Annotated in this window: 20 protein-coding genes and 4 tRNA genes; 14 read left to right on the top strand and 10 right to left on the bottom strand. The window is 40.1% G+C overall.

Translation table 11 applies throughout. From position 1 onward, the window contains the following. Positions 1 to 2 precede the first annotated feature (2 nt). The gene (locus tag A6B41_RS00830; protein WP_027073444.1) at positions 3 to 1142 is read left to right on the top strand and encodes a glycerate kinase; all 1140 of its coding nucleotides are present in this window, start codon (positions 3 to 5) and stop codon (positions 1140 to 1142) included. Positions 1143 to 1308: 166 nt separating this feature from the next. Here the strand turns inward: A6B41_RS00830 and A6B41_RS00825 are convergent, their stop codons facing one another. Together A6B41_RS00825 and A6B41_RS00820 are read right to left on the bottom strand one after the other, a co-directional pair. After that, positions 1309 to 2061 carry an esterase family protein gene (locus A6B41_RS00825; protein ID WP_027073445.1) on the bottom strand — a complete coding sequence of 251 codons (753 nt, stop codon included), beginning with the start codon at positions 2059 to 2061 and terminating at the stop codon, positions 1309 to 1311. A gap of 10 nt (positions 2062 to 2071) precedes the next feature. Further along, entirely contained in the window at positions 2072 to 3253 is a 1182-nt protein-coding gene (locus A6B41_RS00820; RefSeq protein ID WP_027073446.1) for an ATP-grasp domain-containing protein, read from the bottom strand. 278 nt (positions 3254 to 3531) lie between these two features. Here A6B41_RS00820 and A6B41_RS00815 point away from each other — a divergent pair, with 278 nt between their 5' ends. Together A6B41_RS00815 and A6B41_RS00810 are read left to right on the top strand one after the other, a co-directional pair. Beyond that, positions 3532 to 3960, top strand: coding sequence for a PAS domain-containing protein (locus tag A6B41_RS00815; protein WP_027073447.1), 429 nt, complete (start codon positions 3532 to 3534; stop codon positions 3958 to 3960). 78 nt (positions 3961 to 4038) lie between these two features. After that, a complete protein-coding gene (locus tag A6B41_RS00810; protein WP_027073448.1) occupies positions 4039 to 5595 on the top strand; it encodes a diflavin oxidoreductase in 1557 nt (518 codons plus the stop codon). A gap of 74 nt (positions 5596 to 5669) precedes the next feature. On the opposite strand, the gene ffh is transcribed toward A6B41_RS00810, so the two are convergent. The 8 genes from ffh to mutY form a co-directional block, all read right to left on the bottom strand. Then, on the bottom strand, positions 5670 to 7061 hold the full coding sequence (ffh, locus tag A6B41_RS00805) for a signal recognition particle protein (RefSeq protein WP_027073449.1): 1392 nt from the start codon (positions 7059 to 7061) through the stop codon (positions 5670 to 5672). 412 nt (positions 7062 to 7473) lie between these two features. After that, positions 7474 to 7549 (bottom strand) — tRNA-Asn (locus tag A6B41_RS00800). Positions 7550 to 7554: 5 nt separating this feature from the next. Continuing rightward, positions 7555 to 7630: transfer RNA gene (locus A6B41_RS00795), tRNA-Phe, on the bottom strand. Between the two features lie 172 nt (positions 7631 to 7802). Next, positions 7803 to 7878: transfer RNA gene (locus A6B41_RS00790), tRNA-Asn, on the bottom strand. Between the two features lie 5 nt (positions 7879 to 7883). After that, positions 7884 to 7959 (bottom strand) — tRNA-Phe (locus A6B41_RS00785). Between the two features lie 130 nt (positions 7960 to 8089). Beyond that, entirely contained in the window at positions 8090 to 9184 is a 1095-nt protein-coding gene (gene mltC / locus A6B41_RS00780) for a membrane-bound lytic murein transglycosylase MltC (protein WP_027073450.1), read from the bottom strand. Positions 9185 to 9199: 15 nt separating this feature from the next. Next, the gene (locus tag A6B41_RS00775; protein ID WP_027073451.1) at positions 9200 to 9469 is read right to left on the bottom strand and encodes an oxidative damage protection protein; all 270 of its coding nucleotides are present in this window, start codon (positions 9467 to 9469) and stop codon (positions 9200 to 9202) included. An 11-nt stretch (positions 9470 to 9480) separates the two neighbouring features. Beyond that, a complete protein-coding gene (gene mutY, locus A6B41_RS00770) occupies positions 9481 to 10623 on the bottom strand; it encodes an A/G-specific adenine glycosylase (RefSeq protein ID WP_027073452.1) in 1143 nt (380 codons plus the stop codon). Positions 10624 to 10704: 81 nt separating this feature from the next. Here mutY and gloA2 point away from each other — a divergent pair, with 81 nt between their 5' ends. From gloA2 to fbpC, 11 genes are all read left to right on the top strand, one after another. Beyond that, complete coding sequence (gene gloA2, locus A6B41_RS00765; protein WP_027073453.1) at positions 10705 to 11100, top strand: SMU1112c/YaeR family gloxylase I-like metalloprotein; 396 nt, start codon at positions 10705 to 10707, stop codon at positions 11098 to 11100. After that, a complete protein-coding gene (locus tag A6B41_RS00760; protein ID WP_027073454.1) occupies positions 11101 to 11970 on the top strand; it encodes a DMT family transporter in 870 nt (289 codons plus the stop codon). Positions 11971 to 11985: 15 nt separating this feature from the next. Next, complete coding sequence (sfsA, locus tag A6B41_RS00755) at positions 11986 to 12699, top strand: DNA/RNA nuclease SfsA (protein ID WP_027073455.1); 714 nt, start codon at positions 11986 to 11988, stop codon at positions 12697 to 12699. A 73-nt stretch (positions 12700 to 12772) separates the two neighbouring features. After that, the gene (locus A6B41_RS00750; RefSeq protein ID WP_027073456.1) at positions 12773 to 13279 is read left to right on the top strand and encodes a cytochrome b; all 507 of its coding nucleotides are present in this window, start codon (positions 12773 to 12775) and stop codon (positions 13277 to 13279) included. Between the two features lie 134 nt (positions 13280 to 13413). Next, positions 13414 to 13935, top strand: a complete 522-nt coding sequence (hslV, locus tag A6B41_RS00745) for an ATP-dependent protease subunit HslV (protein ID WP_027073457.1) — start codon at positions 13414 to 13416, stop codon at positions 13933 to 13935. A 49-nt stretch (positions 13936 to 13984) separates the two neighbouring features. Continuing rightward, positions 13985 to 15307 (top strand): HslU--HslV peptidase ATPase subunit, encoded by a 1323-nt coding sequence (hslU, locus tag A6B41_RS00740; RefSeq protein WP_027073458.1) that lies wholly within the window; start codon positions 13985 to 13987, stop codon positions 15305 to 15307. Positions 15308 to 15469: 162 nt separating this feature from the next. Continuing rightward, the gene (locus A6B41_RS00735) at positions 15470 to 16333 is read left to right on the top strand and encodes a VirK/YbjX family protein (protein WP_027073459.1); all 864 of its coding nucleotides are present in this window, start codon (positions 15470 to 15472) and stop codon (positions 16331 to 16333) included. A gap of 133 nt (positions 16334 to 16466) precedes the next feature. Next, positions 16467 to 17501: an ABC transporter substrate-binding protein gene (locus tag A6B41_RS00730; protein ID WP_027073460.1), complete on the top strand. Its 1035-nt coding sequence runs from the start codon at positions 16467 to 16469 to the stop codon at positions 17499 to 17501. A gap of 32 nt (positions 17502 to 17533) precedes the next feature. Then, positions 17534 to 18568: an ABC transporter substrate-binding protein gene (locus tag A6B41_RS00725; RefSeq protein WP_027073461.1), complete on the top strand. Its 1035-nt coding sequence runs from the start codon at positions 17534 to 17536 to the stop codon at positions 18566 to 18568. A gap of 21 nt (positions 18569 to 18589) precedes the next feature. Next, complete coding sequence (locus A6B41_RS00720) at positions 18590 to 20647, top strand: ABC transporter permease (RefSeq protein WP_027073462.1); 2058 nt, start codon at positions 18590 to 18592, stop codon at positions 20645 to 20647. 61 nt (positions 20648 to 20708) lie between these two features. Further along, positions 20709 to 21755 carry a ferric ABC transporter ATP-binding protein gene (fbpC, locus tag A6B41_RS00715; protein ID WP_027073463.1) on the top strand — a complete coding sequence of 349 codons (1047 nt, stop codon included), beginning with the start codon at positions 20709 to 20711 and terminating at the stop codon, positions 21753 to 21755. Positions 21756 to 21812 lie beyond the last annotated feature (57 nt).

The raw sequence follows: 21812 nt of genomic DNA, 5'->3' as shown, positions 1-21812 counted from the left end.
TGATGAAAATTGTTATCGCCCCCGACTCTTTCAAAGAAAGCTTGACCGCATTGGAGGTGGCTCAGGCAATCCAAATCGGCTTTGCCCGTGTGTTCCCGAATGCGGATTATCAGCTTGTGCCAATGGCAGATGGCGGCGAAGGCTCGGTGCAATCTCTGATTGATGCCACAAAAGGCAGTTTGCAAAAAATCAGCGTAAAAGCACCGCTTGCAAACCAAGTGGAGGCGACTTTCGGGCTCTCGGGCGATAAACAGACCGCCTTTATTGAAATGGCGGCAGCAAGTGGCTTGCATCTCGTACCGTTTGCACAGCGTAATCCACTCATTACCACCAGTTTTGGCACAGGCGAGTTAATCAAAGCGGCATTAGATTTAGGCGTGAAGAAAATCTTGCTCGGCATTGGCGGCAGTGCCACCAATGATGGCGGGGTGGGAATGTTACAAGCCCTTGGTTTGAAATTTTTAGACAGCCAAGGAAATGAAATTCCTGCCGGTGGGGCGGCACTTAGCCAAATTGCACGGATTGATCTGAGCGAAATGGATGCTCGCCTAAACAGCGTGGAATTTGAGGTAGCGTGCGATGTGAATAATCCACTTTGTGGCAAACGAGGAGCTTCCGCTGTTTTCGGTCCACAAAAAGGGGCAACGTCAGAAATGGTCAAAACCTTAGACCAAGCCCTTGCTCACTTTGCCGATAAAGTGAAAACTCAGCTCGGCATTGAGATTGTCGATAAAGCCGGAGCCGGTGCCGCAGGCGGAATGGGGGGTGGATTATTATTGCTACCTAATGTACAACTACGTTCAGGAGTAGAAATTATTATTGAGGCAACCCGCCTAACAGAAAAAGTGCGTGATGCAGATTTGGTAATCACCGGTGAAGGGCGAATGGACGCACAATCTATTGCCGGCAAAACCCCAATTGGTGTAGCTCGTACAGCCAAATCCTTTGATAAGCCTGTAATTGCGATTGTCGGTTCACTACGAGATGACTACCCTGTGGTCTATCAACACGGCATTGATGCGGTCTTCCCGATTATTCGCCAACTACACAGCCTTGAGGAAATCTTAAAGCTCGGTCGTGAAAATTTAATTTCAACCGCAGAAAATGTGGCAAGATTGTGGAAAATGGCTCAATTTGCGTAAACTTGAAGATAAACAAGCGGTCACAAAAGCATCGCTTTTTGAATGTTGGCTTTGCCAACAGCAGCAAAGCTGTGAACAATCCTTATAAGGATTGTAAATAATTTTTCTGAAAATTTTGCAAAAAATCAGAAAAAACGACCGCTTGTATTTTCTTGTTTTGAGCTATTTAGAGAAGCCCTTGTTCTTCTAATTGCCCCAAGAAATACGGCATTTGTTTACGCCATGTTGGCCAGTCATGGTCAATATCAAAACCCCAATAATCAAACCATGCTTCAATACCTTTTGCTTTGAAAGCTTCTTCTAAACGATGGGTATCTTCCACGTGTTGCTCTTCCCACGCGCCTTGTCCAACCGCAATAATATAGTGGTTTTGGCGGTAACGATTTAAGAACCAATCATCATTTTGCCCCCACATATAATCAATCGGTGAGTTAAAATAAACCGCTTTATCGCCATAGAATTCACCGGTGAAGAAACGGGCATCATACACACCACTTAGGGCAATGGCTATATCAAATAAATCCGGGTGGCGTAGGGCAAAGTTTACGGTATGAAATGCCCCCATGCTACAACCGGTTGCGATCATGGTGCCATTCCATTGTGATTCGTGGCGGATAAGCGGCACTAATTCGTGAATAATGTAACGATCATAAGCATTGTGTGCTAACGCCATATCGTGTCCGGATTTGTGCTTGGACAACCAAGATTCCGCATCATAGGAATCCGGAGTATAAAATTTGATTAAGCCTCTTTCAATAAATGAGCGGCAGGCTTCAATCATACCGAAGTTGCCATATTCGTTTTCATTGCCGCCTGATGATGGGAAAACAATCACAGGTTTACCGGCGTGACCGTACACATTAAATGCCATTTCACGACCTAATTCACCACTCCAATGGCTTCTTTTTTCAAAGTGCATAACTCACCTCTTACTGTTTTGCTTGAGCGAATTGAACAATTTCACGCATTTGCTCCATCGTTTCAGTTCGGGCTAGAATACCGTGTTCACCCATAATTTTGGCGAACACACCCGGGACGCTTTGAACGCTAATGATGTTGCTTGCAAATTTTTCACATACCGCATCAATAGAATTAACATAATTCTGGTTAGCCTTACGTGAAATATAAACCACATTCCAAGGATGCTGAATATTTGAGTAGAATTTGTTTTCTTTCACAATATTAGCGAACTCTTTAAATACATCAAAATCGTTGGCGTAGTTCCACATATCAATGGTTAAACCACCCGGTGGACGACAATTGATTTCAAGTGGCAGAAGTTCTTGTTTTTTGCCTTTGGTGCGGAAGAATTCAAAGTGGAAGAAACGCTCTTTCACATTAAAGGCTTTCACGCATAATTTGCCCATTTCCACCAATTTTTCGGAAATCTCACGTGGCACATAGTAATACATATCGCCGTCTTTAGAAACGGTATCTAGCACCGCTTCTGAATATTCAAGGCTGGAATAGAACACAATATTGCCTTCATGATCGGCTAAGCCATCAAAGGTTACAATATCACCGTCAATAAATTCTTCCATAATATATTCAACGGCTGGATTTTTATAACTGAAGAAGCTTTCAAGTTCCTCAGCGGTTTTGATTTTATAAGTATCGCTTGCACCCACGCCGGAATTTGGTTTGATGATAACCGGGAATTTTAATTCTCTCGCTAATTTACGGGCATCGTCATCATCTTTGAACACACGACCTTTTGCCACTTTCAAGCCGGTTTGGCGGAAAACTTCTTTCATTTGTGCTTTAGTTTTAATGGCAAGCATATCGTCATTTTTATAACCAAAGACATTGAAATCGGTACGCAATTTTGCATCTAATTCCAACCAATATTCATTGTGAGACTCAATACGGTCAATACGCCCGTATTTATGGGCAAAATACGCCACTGCACGGTAAACCTGATCATAATCTTCCATATTATCTACACGGTAATATTCAGTGAGCGAGTTGCGTAAGATCGGGCTTAATAGTTCATAAGGAGTATCTGCAATTCCAAGAGTATTGAAACCTGTTTCACGTAAACGAACGGCAAAGGTTTCAAAATTGGTTGGGAAATGCGGGGAAATCATAACGAAATTTAATGGTTGAGACATAATCTTCCTTTGTATAGTTTGCATATTGTTAAAATAATTAAATTGATTGTAGGCGAAATTTATTAAATTGCAAAATCTATTCAATTAACTCAATTTTTTTACAAAATATTTACCATTTATTAAATGAGATCTTACAATAAATTAAAGGTGACTAATTTTATCAAGTATTTTTTTGTAAAACGATTTACATTTAAATTTTCATCTACTATTCTGAGAGTGATTATTAGAACTTACTCTAATAAATCTATGAAAATATTAATCTAAATGGAGATTTTCAGATGACAGAACAAATTGTCCCTTCAAATGATGTTATTTTAAAAGCTGTACAAGATACTCTAGTAATCTCAACAACAGATTTACAAGGTGTGATCACTTACGCAAACGATCTTTTCTGTAAATTAACCGGATTTTCTCGTGAAGAATTAATTGGCCAGCCACATAATATCGTTCGTCATCCCGCAGTACCGAAAGCAGTATACAAAGATATGTGGGATACCATTCAAGCAGGTAAAATTTGGACAGGTATCGTCCCAAACTGTGGTAAAGGTGGCGTGGTTTATGTCGTTGATACAACCGTTCAGCCAATGTTTGATGCAGCAGGTAACATTACAGGCTATATTAGTGTTCGTCGTGTTATCAACGACTTAATGGCTAATTTTGATGCAGTAGAATTCTCAAAAGAAATCTTTGACGAATTCCATGGCTAACCAATTCTTTTATTGCGTGTAAATATCCTGTTTGCACGCAATTATTTTTTTACTATTTCTTTGTTTTTTGAGGAAAGTATGTCCACGATCACTCATCTTCATATTGCCTACGGTTCAGAATCGGGCAACGCAGAAAAAATTGCCCAACAACTGATTCAACAAAATTTTCTCAAATGCTATTCACCCACGATTTCTACCCTAAATGAAACAGATTTAAGCCAATTCACCGCACACACGGCGTTGTTGATTATCACCAGCTCGTTTGGAGATGGTGAACCGCCGGAAAATGCCGATGAATTTACAGAAAAATTAGAAAATTTGACCGCTTGTCATATGCGATACGCAATTTTTGGTTTGGGCGATATTACTTACGATAAATTTTGTGGCTACAGCAAGCAGTTAGACACGCTGTTACAAGCCAAGCAGGCAGAGCCTTTGATTGAGCGGGTCGATGCGGATCTCAATTACCAAGCAATTTTCAAACAATGGTTACCATTGGTGGAGCAAACATTAAAAGTGCCAGCGGATAAACCACTCACTCATCCACTTTCGGTGCAAGTTTACGGTGAGGATTCTGCCTATCAAGCGGAAGTGTTGGAAATCAAACATTTAGCCGATTCTAGCCCTGAGGTGTATCACATTCGCTTATCACTTAAAGAGAGTGGCATTTTTTACCAAGCGGGTGATTTAATTTATATCAAAGCCCAACAGCCTGAGTCGCTATTGGCAGAATATGCTGCGTGGTTTAATGACTCAAAGGCGGCTGAAAAACTTCGCAACAAAGAGCTACGTTTGTTGAGCAAAAACGTGCTGCGAGATATTCAAAAAATCTGCGGCAGCGATGAGCTAAAAGATCTGACCAAAATTTCTAATAAAAAAGCGTTGGAGCAATATTTATACGGTCACGACTTGCTTGATCTATTACGCGATTTCGACCATGAAAAAACAGTGAGCCTTGATGATTTAGAGGCGATTTTATCGAATCTCTCGGCTAGGGCTTATTCGATTAGCTCGTGCGGTAAAACGCACCCTGATTACGTGGATTTATGCGTTCGCCATGTTTATTATGATTTAAACGGCAGAGCCTACCAAGGCACTGCGAGTAACTATCTAGCCCACTTACAAGCGGGTGAATTTGTCTCAATTTTTGCAAAAGCAAACCCTAATTTCCGACTGCCTGAGACGCCCCACGCCCCTGTGGTGATGATTGGTTCCGGCACGGGCATTGCACCACATATCGCCTTTTTACAGGCGTTAGAAAGCCAATATCAAAGTGTGGGAAGCTACTTATTCTTTGGCGAACGCCATCGAGCCAAAGATTTTCTCTATCAAGCGGAGCTTGAAAATTACCTTGCCAACGGCACCTTAACCCAACTGTTTACCGCTTTCTCACGCGACCAAGCTGAGAAGTTTTATGTGCAAAATGCTTTAGCAGCTCAAGCAGAATTGGTTTGGAAGCTGATTCAACAAGGGGCTTATTTCTATATTTGTGGCAGTAAAGCTATGAGTAAAGCGATTGATGCGGAAATTATCAAAATTGCCGAAGAAATCGGGGGCCAGCCTTACGTGGATGATTTCAATAACATCATTGCACAGCTAATAGCCGAAGGTAGGTTAATGCGAGATGTGTATTAATTTTTAAGTACGATAAAAAAGGCACAAAACTGAATTTTGTGCCTTTTAGTTATTTGCAAAATAATGTGAAAATTTTACCGCTTGCCGAACATACTACCCAAGCCGCCTAAGCCGCCCATTCCTCCGCCCATTAAGCCTTTCATGCCTCTCATCATTTTCGCCATTCCACCTTTACGCATTTTTTTCATCATACGCTGCATTTCATCAAACTGTTTAAGCAGTTTGTTAACATCTTGCACCTGTGTACCTGAGCCGAGAGCAATACGGCGACGGCGAGAGCCTTTGATAATATCCGGGTTGGCACGCTCTTTAAGAGTCATGGAATTAATGATCGCTTCCATTTTCACGAACATTTTGTCATCCACTTGGTTTTTGACGTGATCAGGCAAATTTTTCGCACCGGGAAGTTTGTCTAGCATTGACATCATTCCGCCCATCTTTTTCATTTCGATCAGCTGTTCACGGAAATCTTCAAGGGTAAAATCGTCCCCTTTCTTGAATTTTGCCGCCATTTTTTCGGCTTTTTCTTGATCAACAGAACGCTGTAAGTCTTCAATTAACGACATTACATCGCCCATACCAAGAATGCGGGAAGCAACACGATCCGGGTGGAACGGCTCAAGAGCATCCGTTTTCTCGCCCACACCTAAGAATTTAATCGGCTTGCCGGTAATTTGGCGGATAGAAAGTGCCGCACCACCACGGGCATCGCCATCAACTTTGGTTAAAATTACTCCGGTGAGAGGCAAAGCTTCATTAAAGGCTTTCGCTGTATTAGCTGCATCTTGACCGGTCATCGCATCGACGGTAAACAAAGTTTCAATCGGGTTGAGAGCGGCGTGGACTTGTTGAATCTCCTCCATCATCTCGCCATCAACGTGCAAACGACCTGCTGTATCGACAATCAACACATCAAAAAAATTAAGCTTGGCGTGCTTAAGTGCAGCTTCAGCAATAGCAACAGGCTTTTGGCTGGTTTCGGTAGGGAAAAAGTCCACTTTTAATGCTTCAGCAAGCGTTTGGAGCTGTTTAATCGCCGCCGGGCGGTAAACGTCAGCAGAGACCACTAATACTTTTTTCTTGTGGCGTTCTTTTAAGAATTTCGCCAATTTGCCGACCGAGGTGGTTTTACCCGCACCTTGTAAACCCGCCATTAAAATGACCGCAGGCGGTTGAGCCGCAAGATTGAGCTCCTCATTGGCATCTCCCATCGCACTTTCTAATTCACCTTGCACGATTTTTAAAAATTCTTGCCCCGGCGTTAGGCTTTTATTGACTTCAACGCCCAACGCACGCTCTTTAACTTTATTGATAAAATCACGCACTACAGGCAAAGCAACATCCGCCTCAAGTAATGCCATACGCACTTCACGCAGAGTATCTTTAATATTATCTTCAGTTAAACGACCTTTACCTGTGATATTACGCAGGGTCTTCGAAAGTCTATCGGATAGGTTTTCAAACATATTGGGTTCTCAATTTGCAAAATTTTAAAAGAAAGTATTCACAATCCTTATAAGGATTGTTCACAGCTTCGCTGCCGTTGGCAAAGCCAACGTTCAAAAAGCAATACTTTTTGTGACCGCTTACAAGCGCCAAATTGCAGACATTATACAAAAAAAAGCGGGGAGATTATAGGAAAATAAAAAAACGACATAGGGGTTTAGGCTATGTCGTAAAATTTGACGATATTCGAGGAATCATTATTATTTGTTGTAATTTATGATCATAATACTCCGAATTCTTGGCAAAAGTGAAGTAGTATTTTCAAGTTTATTTGAGAAATGAGAAGTAGTTCACAAAATTCAATAAAAAAAGTAAGGATAGATTGCTAAAAGGTAAAAGCCCCGATGATTTCTCATCAGGGCTTTCTGAATATGGCTCCTCCTGCGGGACTCGAACCTGCGACATATGGATTAACAGTCCACCGTTCTACCGACTGAACTAAGGAGGAATTGATGGTGCCTCGAGGCGGAATCGAACCACCGACACGGGGATTTTCAATCCCCTGCTCTACCGACTGAGCTATCGAGGCGACTCGTCGTTTGTAGTGTGCATTATGCTGATTTTTTTTGGCTTCGTCAAATAGAATTCGAGGAAATTTAACATTTTAGGGCACATCATACTAAAAATTGAGCAATCATCTGTTTTTTACAAATTATAAAAAACGAAAACCCCGATGATTTCTCATCAGGGCTTCTTGAATATGGCTCCTCCTGCGGGACTCGAACCTGCGACATATGGATTAACAGTCCACCGTTCTACCGACTGAACTAAGGAGGAATTGATGGTGCCTCGAGGCGGAATCGAACCACCGACACGGGGATTTTCAATCCCCTGCTCTACCGACTGAGCTATCGAGGCAACGTCGTTGCGGGGTGCATTATGCTAATTTCAGCCCGCAACGTCAAACATTTTTTTATGAATTCGAAAAAACCGCTGCTTGAATGTGCTTTTTTTATACGTTTCGTCTAAAAACAGCTCAAATCATAAATTATCGAATATTGCGATACTTTTCTCTCGCCGTCGTTACTTTACGTAAGTAATTACGAGCTTGAGAAGATGGATGTGCGGTTGTTAAAATACGATAAACCGCATCCGCCGAGAGATCGTTAATTCTGTCAATCGCAGCATACTTATCTGAATCAAATACACGTAATACCGCACCCGCTCCACTGTTATAAGCAGAAATCATTGCATAACGTTTTGCTGTTGTGTCGATAATGCCGTCTAAATATTCATCGCGTAGGATGGTTAAATAGAGCGTACCGGCATCAATATTATTAGACGGATTATACAGGTATTCACGACTTGGCTGTCCACCCATACCTTTGCGGGCAAAAATATCCCGACCTGCGGTACGGGGCACTACCTGCATTAAGCCAATTGCATTGGCATAGCTTACCGCATAAGGGTTGAATGCAGATTCAACTTCCATAATCCCTAAGATCAAGCTTGGCTCAATGCCATATTGTTTAGCCATTTTGCGTACCAGCGGTAAATATTGTCTTGCACGTACTTCAACGTGCCCTTCTACCATTTTAATCGCTACATACATCGCATTTCGACCATTCTTTAAGCGGCGAGTTTGAAGTTTATTTTGAATAAGATAGGTAGCAAAATCATTTGCAAGGGCGATATTGGTAATATCACGACCAAACTGATCCCTTACCTGCCCTTTTAAGAAAGGATTTGTACTAATTGGCACATCTCCTGATGAAAACAAGTCTATCCCTCTAGGATCTCGACCCATTAATAAAGTATGGACAATTGAGTTACGAAGATGATTTTGGTCACCTAAGGTTTCAATTGTAATAACCCCTTCTTCAAAGGAAATATGGCTACGGGTATAGAACTTATCGGTATATTTTACGTAATCTTTTTTACTGGCAACCAACAGTTCATTACTTCCCCAAATATCATCAATATTATGGGAAAATTGACCTGTTAGAATGTCTAAACCGTTGGTATCTTTTGAGTAATCCACACGAGTAGATTTAGGTTTTTTACCGCTAGAGGATTTACTGCCGCAAGATGCAAGAAAGGGAATAATTGCCAAAAGCGGCAAATACTTAGCATATTTTTTCATTGATTTTACCTTCAATTATTCAATCGGCTTATAGCCCTCAATCACGACTTCTTTACCTTCAAATAAGAAACTCACCATTTCTTGCTCCAGTAATTTTCGGTGTTCGGGATTCATCATATTCAATTTTTTTTCGTTTACCAACATAGTCTGCTTTTTAATCCATTCCGACCATGCTTGTTTGCTGATTGAATCAAAAATACGTTTACCGAGATCGCCCGGATAAAGTTGAAAATCTAAGCCTTCGGCATCTTGTTTTAAATACTCGCAAAATATGGTTCGTGCCATAATTTTAATCCTTAAATATCATGTTTTACTGTAAACGCCAGTTCATCCAAAATACGCTTAACCGGCGTAGCTAAACCTACTTCATTATTTTGGTACAAATCATACCAATAATCTGTTGCTGAAGATACAGCCGAAAGATAATTTCCTCCGTTTTCTCTCGCAACAAGCGGTAAAATTTCAGTATTTTTTTGCAAATCCACCTCAACCAGAATAGGGGTAATATCCAGATGAAAATGGCTAAATGTATGCCTAAATGTACCTAATTGCTGTGAAATTTGTAAATTTTTCATCAAATTTGACCGCTTGAGCGTATCCAAACTATCAAATTGCGGAAACACAAACAATCCGCCCCAAATACCTTTAGCCTCTCGTTTTTGTAAAAGCACCTTTGAGCCGACTTTTAACACCAGAAAATAAGTTTGGCGTTCGGGTAAAGATTTCTTCGGTTTTTTCGCAGGGAATGCCTGCCACGCCTGCATTGCATTGGCTTTACATTGATTTTGCAATGGACAAATCAAGCATTTGGGTTTGGTACGAGTGCAAATCATTGCACCTAAATCCATCATTGCTTGGTTAAAATCCGCCACTTGTGTACTTGGAGTAACACGTTCACTCAAGTTCCAAAGCTGATTTTCAACCGCTTTCTCACCCGGCCAACCTTCCACCGCAAAATAACGACTCAGCACACGTTTTACATTTCCATCCAAAATCGGGTGTGGGGCATCCAAAACGGAGGATAAAATTGCCCCAGCGGTACTTCTGCCTACACCGGATAAACTCAGTACATCATCAAAGCGGGTAGGGAATTCGCCCTGAAAGCGATCCCTAATTTGAATAGCGGCATTGTGCAAATTTCTCGCACGAGCGTAATAGCCCAATCCTGTCCATAAATGTAATACTTCATCAATGGAAGCATTAGCTAAGTCAGTTACCGTCGGAAATCGTTCAATAAAACGTTCAAAATAAGGAATAACCGTTGCAACTTGAGTTTGTTGCAGCATTACTTCCGATAGCCAAACCTTATATAAAGTTTTTTTCTGCTGCCAAGGCAAATGTTTTCTTCCGTATTGCTCAAACCAATCCAGTGCCGATTTCGCAAAAAAGTCAGAAACCGAGGCTTGGGCGAGAGGATATTGTGAAAAGTTGCTAGTCATTAAAAATCTTGAAATCGAAAAAAGAAACAATCATACTGCAAGCGGTCCGTTTTACCAAAAATTTTACAAATTGAGAAAAAAATGAAATCACCCATTTTAGGCTTTCACCATATTGCCTTAATCGTATCTGATTACGAAAAATCCAAATATTTCTATACTCAAATTTTGGGAGCGGAAATTATTGAGGAAACCTACCGAGCTTCACGCAAGAGTTATAAATTGGATTTACGCTTTCAAGATGGCTCACAAATTGAGCTTTTTAGTTTTCCGCTAACACCACCTCGCTTTAGTTCTCCTGAAACATGCGGACTTCGCCATTTGGCATTTAAAGTAGAAAGCATTGAACAGGCGATTGCTTTTTTAGAACAGCATAATTTACCTCATGAAGGAATCAGAATTGATGAGATTACCGGCAAGCGTTTTACTTTTTTCCGCGATCCTGATGATCTCCCACTAGAATTTTATGAGGATAGTTAAATGATTTATTTATTACTTGCCGTACTGATTTGGGCAAGTTCTTTTATCGTAGGTAAGTTTGCAGTAATGGAATTTGACCCCATCCAGATCATGCAAATTCGACTTACCTTTGCAGCATTAATCGCATTCCCGTTTGCAAGCCGGGTTTATCGCCAAATTCCGCAAAATCAAAGTATAAAGGTGTGGCTTGTTAGCTTTTTAACTTTACCACTGTGCGTCATCCTACAATTTGCAGGGTTAAAATTAACCTCTGCCTCAAGCGCCGTTGCCCTGCTGGGTTTGAACCCGCTTTTAACTGTTCTGGTCGGTTACTTCTGTTTTAAAAAACGGGCCACAAGATTAGATTTTATATTAAGTTTATTGGCTTGTATCGGAATTCTGATCATGGTCTTAGGTGGTGATGATAGTGGCGTGATTAATGCTTTCGGTTTACTACTGGTTGTGTTAGGCAGCCTTAGCTTTATTATCGGAATGTATATCAGCAAAGATATTATGCAATCTGTTAAAGTAACCGATCTAACCTACATTATGCTAGTTCAAGGCGCAATTACCGCATTGCCTTTAACACTGCTTTTATCACCAACTTGGCAATTATCAAGTAACCTATTTGCTTGGGCGAGTGTCGCCTATTTAGGTCTTATATGTAGCTTTTTAGCAATGCTACTTTGGAACAAAGGTATAAATCAATCTTCGCCCATTCTAGCAGGTATTCTACTTGCCCTTGAACCTGTTTTCGGTATTTTAATGGCAATGCTGTTTTTATCTGAAACGTTAAGTTTAATTACTTGGATAGGCATTATTATCGTCATTTGTACCGCATTACTTTCTGTATTATTGCCGATTCTCAAGCACAACAAGCGGTTAAAATAGGAGAGTTTTTTACTCATGCAATTTCCCAATCTCTCTAAAGGAATCTTACTTCGCCGTTATAAGCGTTTTCTTGCCGATATTCAATTACCCGATGGCAAACAAATCACCCTTCATTGCCCAAATACAGGCGCGATGACAGGTTGTGCCAATGTGGGCGATACCGTTTGGTTTTCAACCTCTGATAACCCAAAACGCAAATATGCTCACACTTGGGAATTAACCCAAACCCAAGCCGGGCATTTTATTTGCGTAAACACTCTACGTGCTAATCAGCTTGTACAAGAAGCCCTTGAACATCAATGGATAAAAGAGCTTTCTACTTACGCAGAAATTTTACCGGAACAGAAATATGGCACAGAAAACAGCCGTATTGATTTTCTACTAAAATCTGAGCCTTTGCCAAATTGCTTTGTAGAAGTAAAATCTACCACACTTTTAACGGAAAATGGCATCGGAATGTTCCCGGATGCCAAAACAGCTCGAGGGCAAAAGCACTTACGAGAATTGACTTTGATTGCACAGCAAGGCTCACAAGCGGTCATTTTTTTCGCTATTTTACACACAGGTATAACAAGCTTTGCAGTCGCACAACAGATTGACCCCCAATATGCCGCATTATTTGAAACGGCAAAATTGCAAAATGTGAAAGCCTTAGCGTATAAAATCGAGATGTTGATGGAAAATGATAAACCGACAGGCATGCTACTTAATCAGCAGATAAGATTATAGTCATTGCTATAATTTACACTTTTACATCGCCTTTTCCGTTATACTGTCGAAAAATTTACTTAAGGAGTGGAATATGCGTTCAGATAATTCACAAGTTTACGGCACAGTTAGCCGTATTCTACATTGGTCAATGGCAATCTGTTTTGGCTTTATGCTTTATACAGGCTTAGCAGGCGAAGAAACTTTCCGTTCACTATTACCCTATCATAAATCGGTCGGTGCAATTTTGATGGTGTTAATCATTGTTCGTACCTTGTGGGCGATGGCCAATTGCAAAAATCGCCCTGCCGCGGCCAATATTTTTGTTACTCTGGGTCATTTAGCACTCTATATTTTAATGCTGACAGTACCCACTATCGCTTTAATCCGCCAATACGGCGCAGCACGTGGCCCGCTGGAGGTGTTTGGTGTTAAAGTAATGGAAGGAGCGACAGAAAAAATTGATTGGATGGTCTCCCTAGGCAATTCATTACACGGTGAATTAGCTTGGGCATTATTTGCCTTAACCGCCGGTCACATTATCATGGCAATTTATCACCAAATTAAGGGTGAAAAGATTTTAAATCGCATGGCACATTAAGTTGCTTAAAATGGTTTGAAGTTATTCAAACCATTTTTTTGCAAAAAATTCCCAGAATATTACCGCTTGTGCTTGAAAAAACGGTAATACCTCCCCACATAAGCGAAAGTTTTCTGAAAAAAGAAGGATTTAAAATGACAACAATTGTATGCGTGCGTAAAGACGGCAAAGTGGCTATTGGTGGTGACGGTCAAGCCACACTCGGAAATTGTATTGAAAAAGGCACAGTACGGAAAGTTCGTCGCTTATATAAAGACAAAGTGGTTACAGGTTTTGCAGGCTCAACAGCTGATGCCTTTATTTTGCGCGACCTGTTTGAGAAAAAGCTGGAATTACACCAAGGGCATTTAGTGAAATCGGCGGTGGAACTTGCCAAAGAATGGCGTACCGAACGAGCTTTACGTCGCTTGGAAGCAATGATGATTGTGGCAAATGAAAGCGAATTTTTGCTGGTATCAGGCTCAGGCGATGTGATCGAGCCGGAACAAGATGTGTTAGCAATCGGTTCAGGTGGAAATTATGCTAAAGCCGCCTCCCTCGCATTACTGCGAACTGAGAATAATTTATCTGCTAAAGAAATCGTGGCAGAAGCCTTAAAAATTGCCGGCGATATTGATATTTACAGCAACCATAATCACGTTATAGAAGAAGTTTAAAATAACTTTCCCCGCTTTAGCAAAAAGGGAACTGTTTAAGGAAAAATATATGTCAATGACCCCTTGTGAAATTGTATCTGAATTAGATGCTCACATTATCGGACAAAATGAAGCTAAGCGTGCGGTGGCAATCGCACTTAGAAATCGCTGGCGTAGAATGCAGCTACCGGAAGATCTTCGCCAAGAGGTGACTCCAAAAAATATTTTAATGATTGGTCCAACAGGTGTGGGTAAAACAGAAATTGCCCGCCGTTTGGCAAAATTAGCAAATGCCCCATTCATTAAAGTAGAAGCAACTAAATTTACCGAAGTCGGTTATGTAGGAAAAGAGGTAGATTCAATCATTCGTGATTTGGCGGATGTATCGATGAAGCTGGTTCGCCAACAAGCGGTAGAAAAAAATAAAATGCGCGCCCAAGATGCTGCAGAAGATCGCATTTTAGATGTATTGTTACCACCGGCAAAAGACCAGTGGGGTAAAGTCCAAGAATCGGATAACGCCTCAACCCGTCAAGTTTTTCGCAAAAAATTGCGTGAAGGGCAGTTAGACGATAAAGAGATTGAAATTGATGTTGCTGCCCAGGTAAGCGTTGAAATTATGACACCTCCGGGCATGGAAGAGATGACCTCGCAACTACAATCTCTGTTTGAAGGGATGTCGCCAAGCAAAACCAAAAAACGCAAAATGAAAATTAAAGATGCGTTAAAAGTGATGCTAGATGAAGAAGCAGCAAAATTAGTCAATCCGGAAGAGCTAAAACAACAAGCTATTGAAGCAGTTGAACAGCACGGTATCGTTTTTATTGATGAAATCGATAAGATTTGCAAAAAAAGCGAACATTCAGGTGGTGATGTTTCTCGTGAAGGAGTTCAACGTGATTTACTACCAATTATTGAAGGTTCGACAGTAAACACTAAACACGGCATGGTTAAAACAGACCATATTTTGTTTATTTGTTCCGGTGCATTCCAAGTAGCCCGACCGTCTGATTTACTGCCTGAGTTACAAGGTCGTTTACCGATCCGCGTGGAATTGAAATCGCTTACCAAAGACGATTTCGAGCGTATTTTAACTGAACCTAACGCTTCACTTACATTACAATATCGTGAATTAATGAAAACCGAAGGGGTGGAAATTGAATTTACCCAAGAGGGGATCAGCAAAATTGCGGAATCGGCATTCCGTGTTAACGAAAAAACCGAAAATATCGGTGCAAGGCGTTTACACACCGTGCTTGAACGTTTAATGGACGGCATTTCATTTGATGCCAGCGAACGTTCCGGCGAGAAAGTCATTATTGATGAAAAATATGTTTCTGAAGCGTTAAACGACGTGGTAGAAAACGAAGATTTAAGTCGATTTATTTTATAGTTTAAGTAGTTATTTAAGTAGTACAAGCGGTCTGATTCTTACAAAAATTTGAAACAAAAAGCATCGTTTTTTTGAACCTTGGCTTTACCAATAGCTCCAAACGAGCGAAAAAATTTCTTGCAATTTTTGAGTAAAATCAGACCGCTTGAATAATGTTTTAAAATGAAAAATCAGTACCAATGGCCGAATGCCAATGCTCTCTATCCGAATCGAGGGAAAAAATCGTATGCCGGTAAGCGTTTACGCTTTAATCTGCGTTCTTGGCTGCACCGAGATAAAATCAAAAAATTTAAACTTTTTATTGAGCAAAATCCTCAGTTAATCCCTCTGCTAAATGCCAGACCGAATTATAACTATCCATTAGCCCATCGCTTCTTGGATAAGCGTTTTTCCTCAACAGAACGCTTACAGAAAATGTGCGATAATTTGCTGTTTCTACCACAAAAACTGAGTCATCTTCCCCCTTTATGGGAACAAAAAGTGAATTTTGGTGAAGTAATTCCAGATTTTGAGCTGTTATTAGATATCAATGAGTATCAGCCAATGGAGGGCTTTTGGGCGTTAGAGCTTTGCCACAAGCCGACTCAAGAACTCGTCTATTTATTAACTTTCGGCAAACTTGAGGAAGCTCTTCTAATCGCTGTCATTCAAGGTCCGAATTTTGAAGGTTCAAAAGAATTAGTTAAACAGTTAACCAAAAACTGCCATGGTTTACGCCCTGCTTATTTAATGGTGGAGGCGATGAAAGCGCTTACTTCAGTTTTAGGCTACGAAAGCTTGTTAGGTATTCCGCAAAAATATCAGAATAAATCCCGTTTCGTGCAAAGTAAACGATATGTAGTTGATTACGATGCTATTTTTGCTGAATCAAACGGCAAAGCCGGAAAATATTGGCAGTTACCGTTGGAATTAGAAAGTAAAAAAATGGACGAAATTCCAAGCAAAAAACGTTCAATGTATCGTAAACGCTATGAAATGCTAGCCAATCTAAAACAGTCCATGCAAGCCTTATTAAATAAGACCTAGCTCTCTCCCATTCCCGGAATAGCTTCAAAATGAGTGTTTATTTATTTGAACTGTGAGTTTGTTCACAGAATTTCATTAAATTTCTTGTTATATTGCAAGTCCGTCACTCAATCACTATTCTGGGGAAATTATGATGAAATTAAAAAAACTCTCTTTAGCACTTTCAACATTATTACTTGGCTCCATGTTCTCTCAGGCTGCATTAGCAGAAGGAAGATTAACCGTTTACTGTAGTGCAACCAATGAACTTTGCGAGCAAGAAATTCAGGCATTCGGGCAAAAATATGATGTGAAAGTTGCTTTCGTACGTAACGGCTCAGGCAGTACTTTAGCTAAAATTGAAGCCGAAAAAAATAATCCACAGGCCGATGTTTGGTATGGCGGTACGCTAGACCCACACTCTCAAGCTGCAGAAATGGGATTATTACAACAATATCAATCTCCAAATCTAGCACAAATTATCGAGCAATTCCGTGATCCGGCAAAGCTTAAAGGTAACTATTCATCTGCAGTTTATATGGGAATTTTGGGCTATGGCGTAAACCTCGATCGCTTGAAAAAGCTCGGTATTGAAAAAGTACCAAGCACATGGGAAGACTTACTTGACCCACGTTTAGCCGGTGAGATCCAAATTGCTGACCCACAAAGCTCAGGCACTGCCTACACTGCGATAGCCACTTTCGTTCAGCTTTGGGGTGAAGAAAAAGCCTTTGAATATTTTAATAAGTTACATAAAAATATCTCGCAATATACTAAATCAGGTATTACCCCGGCACGTAATACCGCTCGTGGTGAAACGACTATCGGTATCGGCTTCCTACACGACTATGCGGTAGAAAAGAAAAACGGTGCAAATATTGAAATGACGGCACCCACTGATGGTACTGGTTATGAATTAGGTGGTGTCAGTATCTTAAAAGGGGCAAGAAACCTAGAAAACGCAAAATTATTTATCGATTGGTCACTTTCAAAAGAAGCTCAAGAGCTTTCTTGGCAAAAAGGTAATGCGTTTCAAGTGCTAACAAATACTACTGCAGAGGCTTCTCCTTATGCTCTAAATCCAAAAGACTTAAACTTAATCAATTATGATTTTGAGAAGTATGGCTCAAGCGAAGAGCGTAAACGTTTGATTGATAAATGGGTTAATGAAGTCAAACTCGCTAAATAAATTCAGTCAGAATTGCTATCTGGAGAATAATTATGAAATTATCAAAAATCGCTTTATCTCTTTCCAGCCTGCTAGTTGCAAGTTTATTCGTTAGTCCTCAAACCTTTGCAAACCAATCTGGGAGAGTAGTTGTTTATTGCAGTGCTCAAAATATTGTATGCGAAAAGGCCGTTCAAGGTTTTTCCGAAAAATATAATATTAAAGCTTCATTTATTCGAAACAGCTCCGGTAGCACCTTAGCTAAAATGGAAGCAGAGAAAAACAACCCACAAGCGGATGTATGGTATGGTGGACCTTTTGATACTCACTTACAAGCGGTAGAACTCGGTTTGGTAGAACCTTATTCTTCACCTAAATTAACTGAGGTGCTTCCACAATTTCAAAAATTAGGTAACGGAAGCAGTTCTGTTGTTTATATGGGCGTTTTAGGCTTTGGCGTAAATACCGAAAGATTGAAAAAATTAGGTATTCATGAAACACCACAATGTTGGAAAGATCTTCTAGACCCTAAATTTAAAAACGAAATTCAGTTAGCCGACCCGCAAAGTTCAGGCACTGCCTATACAGCAATATCTACCTTCATCCAATTGTGGGGAGAAAAGGATGCTTTTGATTATCTGAAAAAACTGCATCAAAATATTTCTCAGTATCCGAAAGCAGGGACAGCACCATCGAGAAATACTGCCAGAGGTGAAACTGCAATTGGAGTAGGTTTTTTACAAAATTATTCCTTTGAAAAAGAAAATGGTGCACCTATTGAATTAGTGGTGCCATGTGAAGGAACCGGGTATGAACTAGGCGGTATCAGCGTTATTAAAAATGCACGTAATTTAGAAAACGCAAAATTATTTGCTGATTGGGTAATGTCTAAAGAGGCTCAAGAGTTATCTTGGCAAAAAGCACAATCCCATCATATTCCAACCAATATTAACGCTGAACCATCTCCTTATTCGCTTAAACCGGAGAATCTAAAACTTATCAATTATGATTTTGATAAATTTGGTTCAAATGAAATGCGTAGTAAGCTAATTGATAAATGGGTTACAGACGTAAAATTAGCACAGTAATTCTTGTTTCACGGAGGTTTTATGAGGAAACAGAAACAAATATTAAAAGGTAACCTAGTTTGGATCTTATTGTCATTTATAGGATTTATGGTATTACCTACAATGACGCTACACTATGGTATAACAGAAGCGACAGCCGATGAAATTTACGCGGCAATAGGTTGGACCAAACCCAATTTAAGCTGGATTTGGTTCGGCTCTCTTCTGTTTTTGCCCATAGTCTCCTATTGGTTTGAAAATAAAGGTGAACAAAAACAAGGTAAGATTGAATTTATTACCCTAGCTGCTATTTTCCTATTCATATTTGTCTCTGCTATTCTTCAAAAATTTAGTCTAGGATATTCAATTTTTGTCTTAGTTGTTGCGCTGGTTGCACTTGCAACGAATGCATTAGCTAAAATGAAGTTTATGCAAGGGGACAAATTCATCATCTTTTCCTTGCTAAGTATCATATTACTCATTTTTTTCTTTATTGTTTATCCGACTTTTGCGATCTTCCTCTCCATGTTCTATGACGGCTCGGAATTTGTTCCAAGCCAAGTATTAGATATTGTGAGTAAACCTTATGTGCTACGGATCATTACCAACTCATTAAGTGTTGCATTTACTATTGGTATTCTATCAACTCTATTTGGATTAATTTTTGCGCTTTATACCACCAGAATAGCAAAACGCACTGCTGTTATCGGTAAAATCTTCTCTATTTTACCTATTGTAACCCCACCTTTCGTTGTAGGCTTAGGTGTAACCTTAATGCTTGGGCGTTCAGGTTATGTCACCTCTTTTTTAGTCGAACATTTTGGCTTCAGCAGCAACTGGCTATACGGCTTTACCGGCATAGTGATCGCACACACATTAGCATTAACGCCAATGTCATTTATGATTTTAGAAGGAGCATTAAAATCTATTCATCCATCCATCGAAGAAGCCTCTTATACACTAAGAGCTAATCGCTATCAAACATTCTTCAATATTATTTTTCCGCTATTGAAACCGGCATTAGCCAACTCATTCTTAGTAGTGGCGATTCAATCATTGGCTGATTTTAGTACTCCATTAGTGCTTGGTGGTAGTTTCGATGTAATTTCATCACAAATTTACTTCTATATCGCCGGCTCACAATTAGATTATGCTTCTGCTAGTACATTAGGAACTATACTACTTCTCTTCTCTCTTGCTATCTTTGTTATTCAGTATTGGTGGATAGGTAATCGCTCCTATGTAACTGTTTCAGGAAAATCATACCGTGGAGACGTACAAGAACTACCAACAACCCTAAAATACATCATTATCTTTACATTAGGTTTTTGGGTTATTTTCAATGCCGTATTATACGGAAGTATATTTTATGGTAGCTTCACCAAAAACTGGGGGGTAGATTACACATTAACATTGCAGCATTACATTACCTTATTTGGTCAAGGTTTTAGTGATGGTGCTTGGCCATCTTTAATTCAAACGGTTATTTTTGCTGCAAGTGCTGCCCCTATTACTGCAATCTTTGGCTTACTCATCGCATACATTACAGTTAGACGCGATTTTAAGGGCAAAAAAACATTAGAATTCCTCACGCTACTTTGCTTTGCCGTACCGGGTACTGTGGCTGGGGTTTCTTATATCATCGCGTTTAATGATGCACCTATTTATATTACGGGAACAGGACTAATTATTATCCTTTCAATGGTCATGCGTAATATGCCTGTAGGAATGCGGGCGGCTGTTGCCGGGTTAGGACAATTAGATAAATCCCTTGATGAAGCCTCTCTATCCCTAAAAGGAAGCTCATTTAAAACCATCGTTTATATCGTCTTCCCACTATTAAAACCGGCATTATTATCTGCCCTGGTTACAAGTTTTGTCCGAGCAATGACAACAGTGAGCGCCATCGTATTTTTAGTAACCGCAGATACGCGCGTAGCAACATCCTACATACTTAACCGAGTAGAAGATGGGGAATATGGCGTTGCGATTGCTTATGGCTCAATACTCATTGTGGTTATGATGGCGATTATTCTCTTCTTTGACTGGATTGTGGGTGATACGCGGATTTCTCGCTCTAAAGCAAAAACCACTCATTAACATGACTAAACCTTGTCATACGAAACATCCTGTGTATTAAAAATTCAATAAGGCAATAAATATGAATAATGATTTCTTAGTATTAAAAAATATTACAAAGTCTTTCGGTAAATCTGTCGTAATTAATAATCTAAATTTAACTATCAAACGCGGCACAATGGTCACACTTCTTGGGCCTTCCGGCTGTGGCAAAACAACGGTTCTTCGCTTAGTGGCAGGCCTGGAAAACCCAACTTCAGGTCAGATTTTTATTGATGGCGAAGATGTGACGAAATCTTCCATTCAAAATCGTGATATCTGCATCGTATTCCAGTCGTATGCCTTATTCCCACATATGTCTATTGGTGATAACGTAGGTTATGGTTTACGTATGCAAGGCGTGAGTACTGAAGAACGTAAACAGCGTGTCAAAGAAGCCTTAGAGTTGGTGGATTTGGCCGGTTTTGAAGACCGCTTTGTTGATCAAATTTCAGGTGGTCAGCAGCAACGTGTGGCACTTGCACGAGCATTAGTCTTAAAACCTAAGGTACTATTATTCGATGAACCTTTAAGTAATTTAGACGCTAATCTTCGTCGCTCTATGCGTGAGAAAATTCGCGAACTACAACAACGTTTAGGAATAACCTCCCTTTATGTTACTCATGACCAATCAGAAGCTTTTGCAGTTTCAGATCAAGTAATTGTGATGGATAAAGGTGTGATAAAACAAAAAGATACTGCTAAGAATCTCTATTTACAACCAAATTCCCTGTTTTTAGCTAACTTTATGGGCGAATCTACCATCTTAGCAGGCAAAAAATTAGGTAACACTATTCATATTGGCGATTTCAATTTCACTTTAGAAAATGCAGAACGTTTCAATGTTGCTAACGGTGATTGCTTAGTTGGGATACGTCCGGAAGCAATTCAGCTTAAAGCAACTGGGGAAGAAAACCAACGCTGTGAGATAAGACATGCGGTATATATGGGCGCCCATTGGGAAATTACGGTTGAATGGCTAGGCAAAGAGATAATGGTAAATCTCAACCCGGATCAATACAATGAAACCCAACAAGCCTACTATCTTCACCTTAGTCAAACGGGCATTTTCTTATTAAATTGTGAATAACCACTGCCAAAAAACAAGCGGTCGAATTTCTCAGAATTTTTGCAAAATTCTATAGAA

It is taken from the genome of Mannheimia granulomatis (genome assembly GCF_013377255.1).
Classification (GTDB): domain Bacteria; phylum Pseudomonadota; class Gammaproteobacteria; order Enterobacterales; family Pasteurellaceae; genus Mannheimia; species Mannheimia granulomatis.
Note: the sequence above shows the minus strand (reverse complement) of the source record. Positions and strands in the feature narration are given on the sequence as shown.

Bases quoted from the DNA above. Each gene is read 5' to 3' on its own strand.
- A6B41_RS00830 (WP_027073444.1), top strand. From the start codon at position 3: ATGAAAATTGTTATCGCCCCCGACTCTTTCAAAGAAAGCTTGACCGCA.
- A6B41_RS00825 (WP_027073445.1), bottom strand. From the start codon at position 2,061: ATGCACTTTGAAAAAAGAAGCCATTGGAGTGGTGAATTAGGTCGTGAA.
- A6B41_RS00820 (WP_027073446.1), bottom strand. From the start codon at position 3,253: ATGTCTCAACCATTAAATTTCGTTATGATTTCCCCGCATTTCCCAACC.
- A6B41_RS00815 (WP_027073447.1), top strand. From the start codon at position 3,532: ATGACAGAACAAATTGTCCCTTCAAATGATGTTATTTTAAAAGCTGTA.
- A6B41_RS00810 (WP_027073448.1), top strand. From the start codon at position 4,039: ATGTCCACGATCACTCATCTTCATATTGCCTACGGTTCAGAATCGGGC.
- ffh (WP_027073449.1), bottom strand. From the start codon at position 7,061: ATGTTTGAAAACCTATCCGATAGACTTTCGAAGACCCTGCGTAATATC.
- mltC (WP_027073450.1), bottom strand. From the start codon at position 9,184: ATGAAAAAATATGCTAAGTATTTGCCGCTTTTGGCAATTATTCCCTTT.
- A6B41_RS00775 (WP_027073451.1), bottom strand. From the start codon at position 9,469: ATGGCACGAACCATATTTTGCGAGTATTTAAAACAAGATGCCGAAGGC.
- mutY (WP_027073452.1), bottom strand. From the start codon at position 10,623: ATGACTAGCAACTTTTCACAATATCCTCTCGCCCAAGCCTCGGTTTCT.
- gloA2 (WP_027073453.1), top strand. From the start codon at position 10,705: ATGAAATCACCCATTTTAGGCTTTCACCATATTGCCTTAATCGTATCT.
- A6B41_RS00760 (WP_027073454.1), top strand. From the start codon at position 11,101: ATGATTTATTTATTACTTGCCGTACTGATTTGGGCAAGTTCTTTTATC.
- sfsA (WP_027073455.1), top strand. From the start codon at position 11,986: ATGCAATTTCCCAATCTCTCTAAAGGAATCTTACTTCGCCGTTATAAG.
- A6B41_RS00750 (WP_027073456.1), top strand. From the start codon at position 12,773: ATGCGTTCAGATAATTCACAAGTTTACGGCACAGTTAGCCGTATTCTA.
- hslV (WP_027073457.1), top strand. From the start codon at position 13,414: ATGACAACAATTGTATGCGTGCGTAAAGACGGCAAAGTGGCTATTGGT.
- hslU (WP_027073458.1), top strand. From the start codon at position 13,985: ATGTCAATGACCCCTTGTGAAATTGTATCTGAATTAGATGCTCACATT.
- A6B41_RS00735 (WP_027073459.1), top strand. From the start codon at position 15,470: ATGAAAAATCAGTACCAATGGCCGAATGCCAATGCTCTCTATCCGAAT.
- A6B41_RS00730 (WP_027073460.1), top strand. From the start codon at position 16,467: ATGAAATTAAAAAAACTCTCTTTAGCACTTTCAACATTATTACTTGGC.
- A6B41_RS00725 (WP_027073461.1), top strand. From the start codon at position 17,534: ATGAAATTATCAAAAATCGCTTTATCTCTTTCCAGCCTGCTAGTTGCA.
- A6B41_RS00720 (WP_027073462.1), top strand. From the start codon at position 18,590: ATGAGGAAACAGAAACAAATATTAAAAGGTAACCTAGTTTGGATCTTA.
- fbpC (WP_027073463.1), top strand. From the start codon at position 20,709: ATGAATAATGATTTCTTAGTATTAAAAAATATTACAAAGTCTTTCGGT.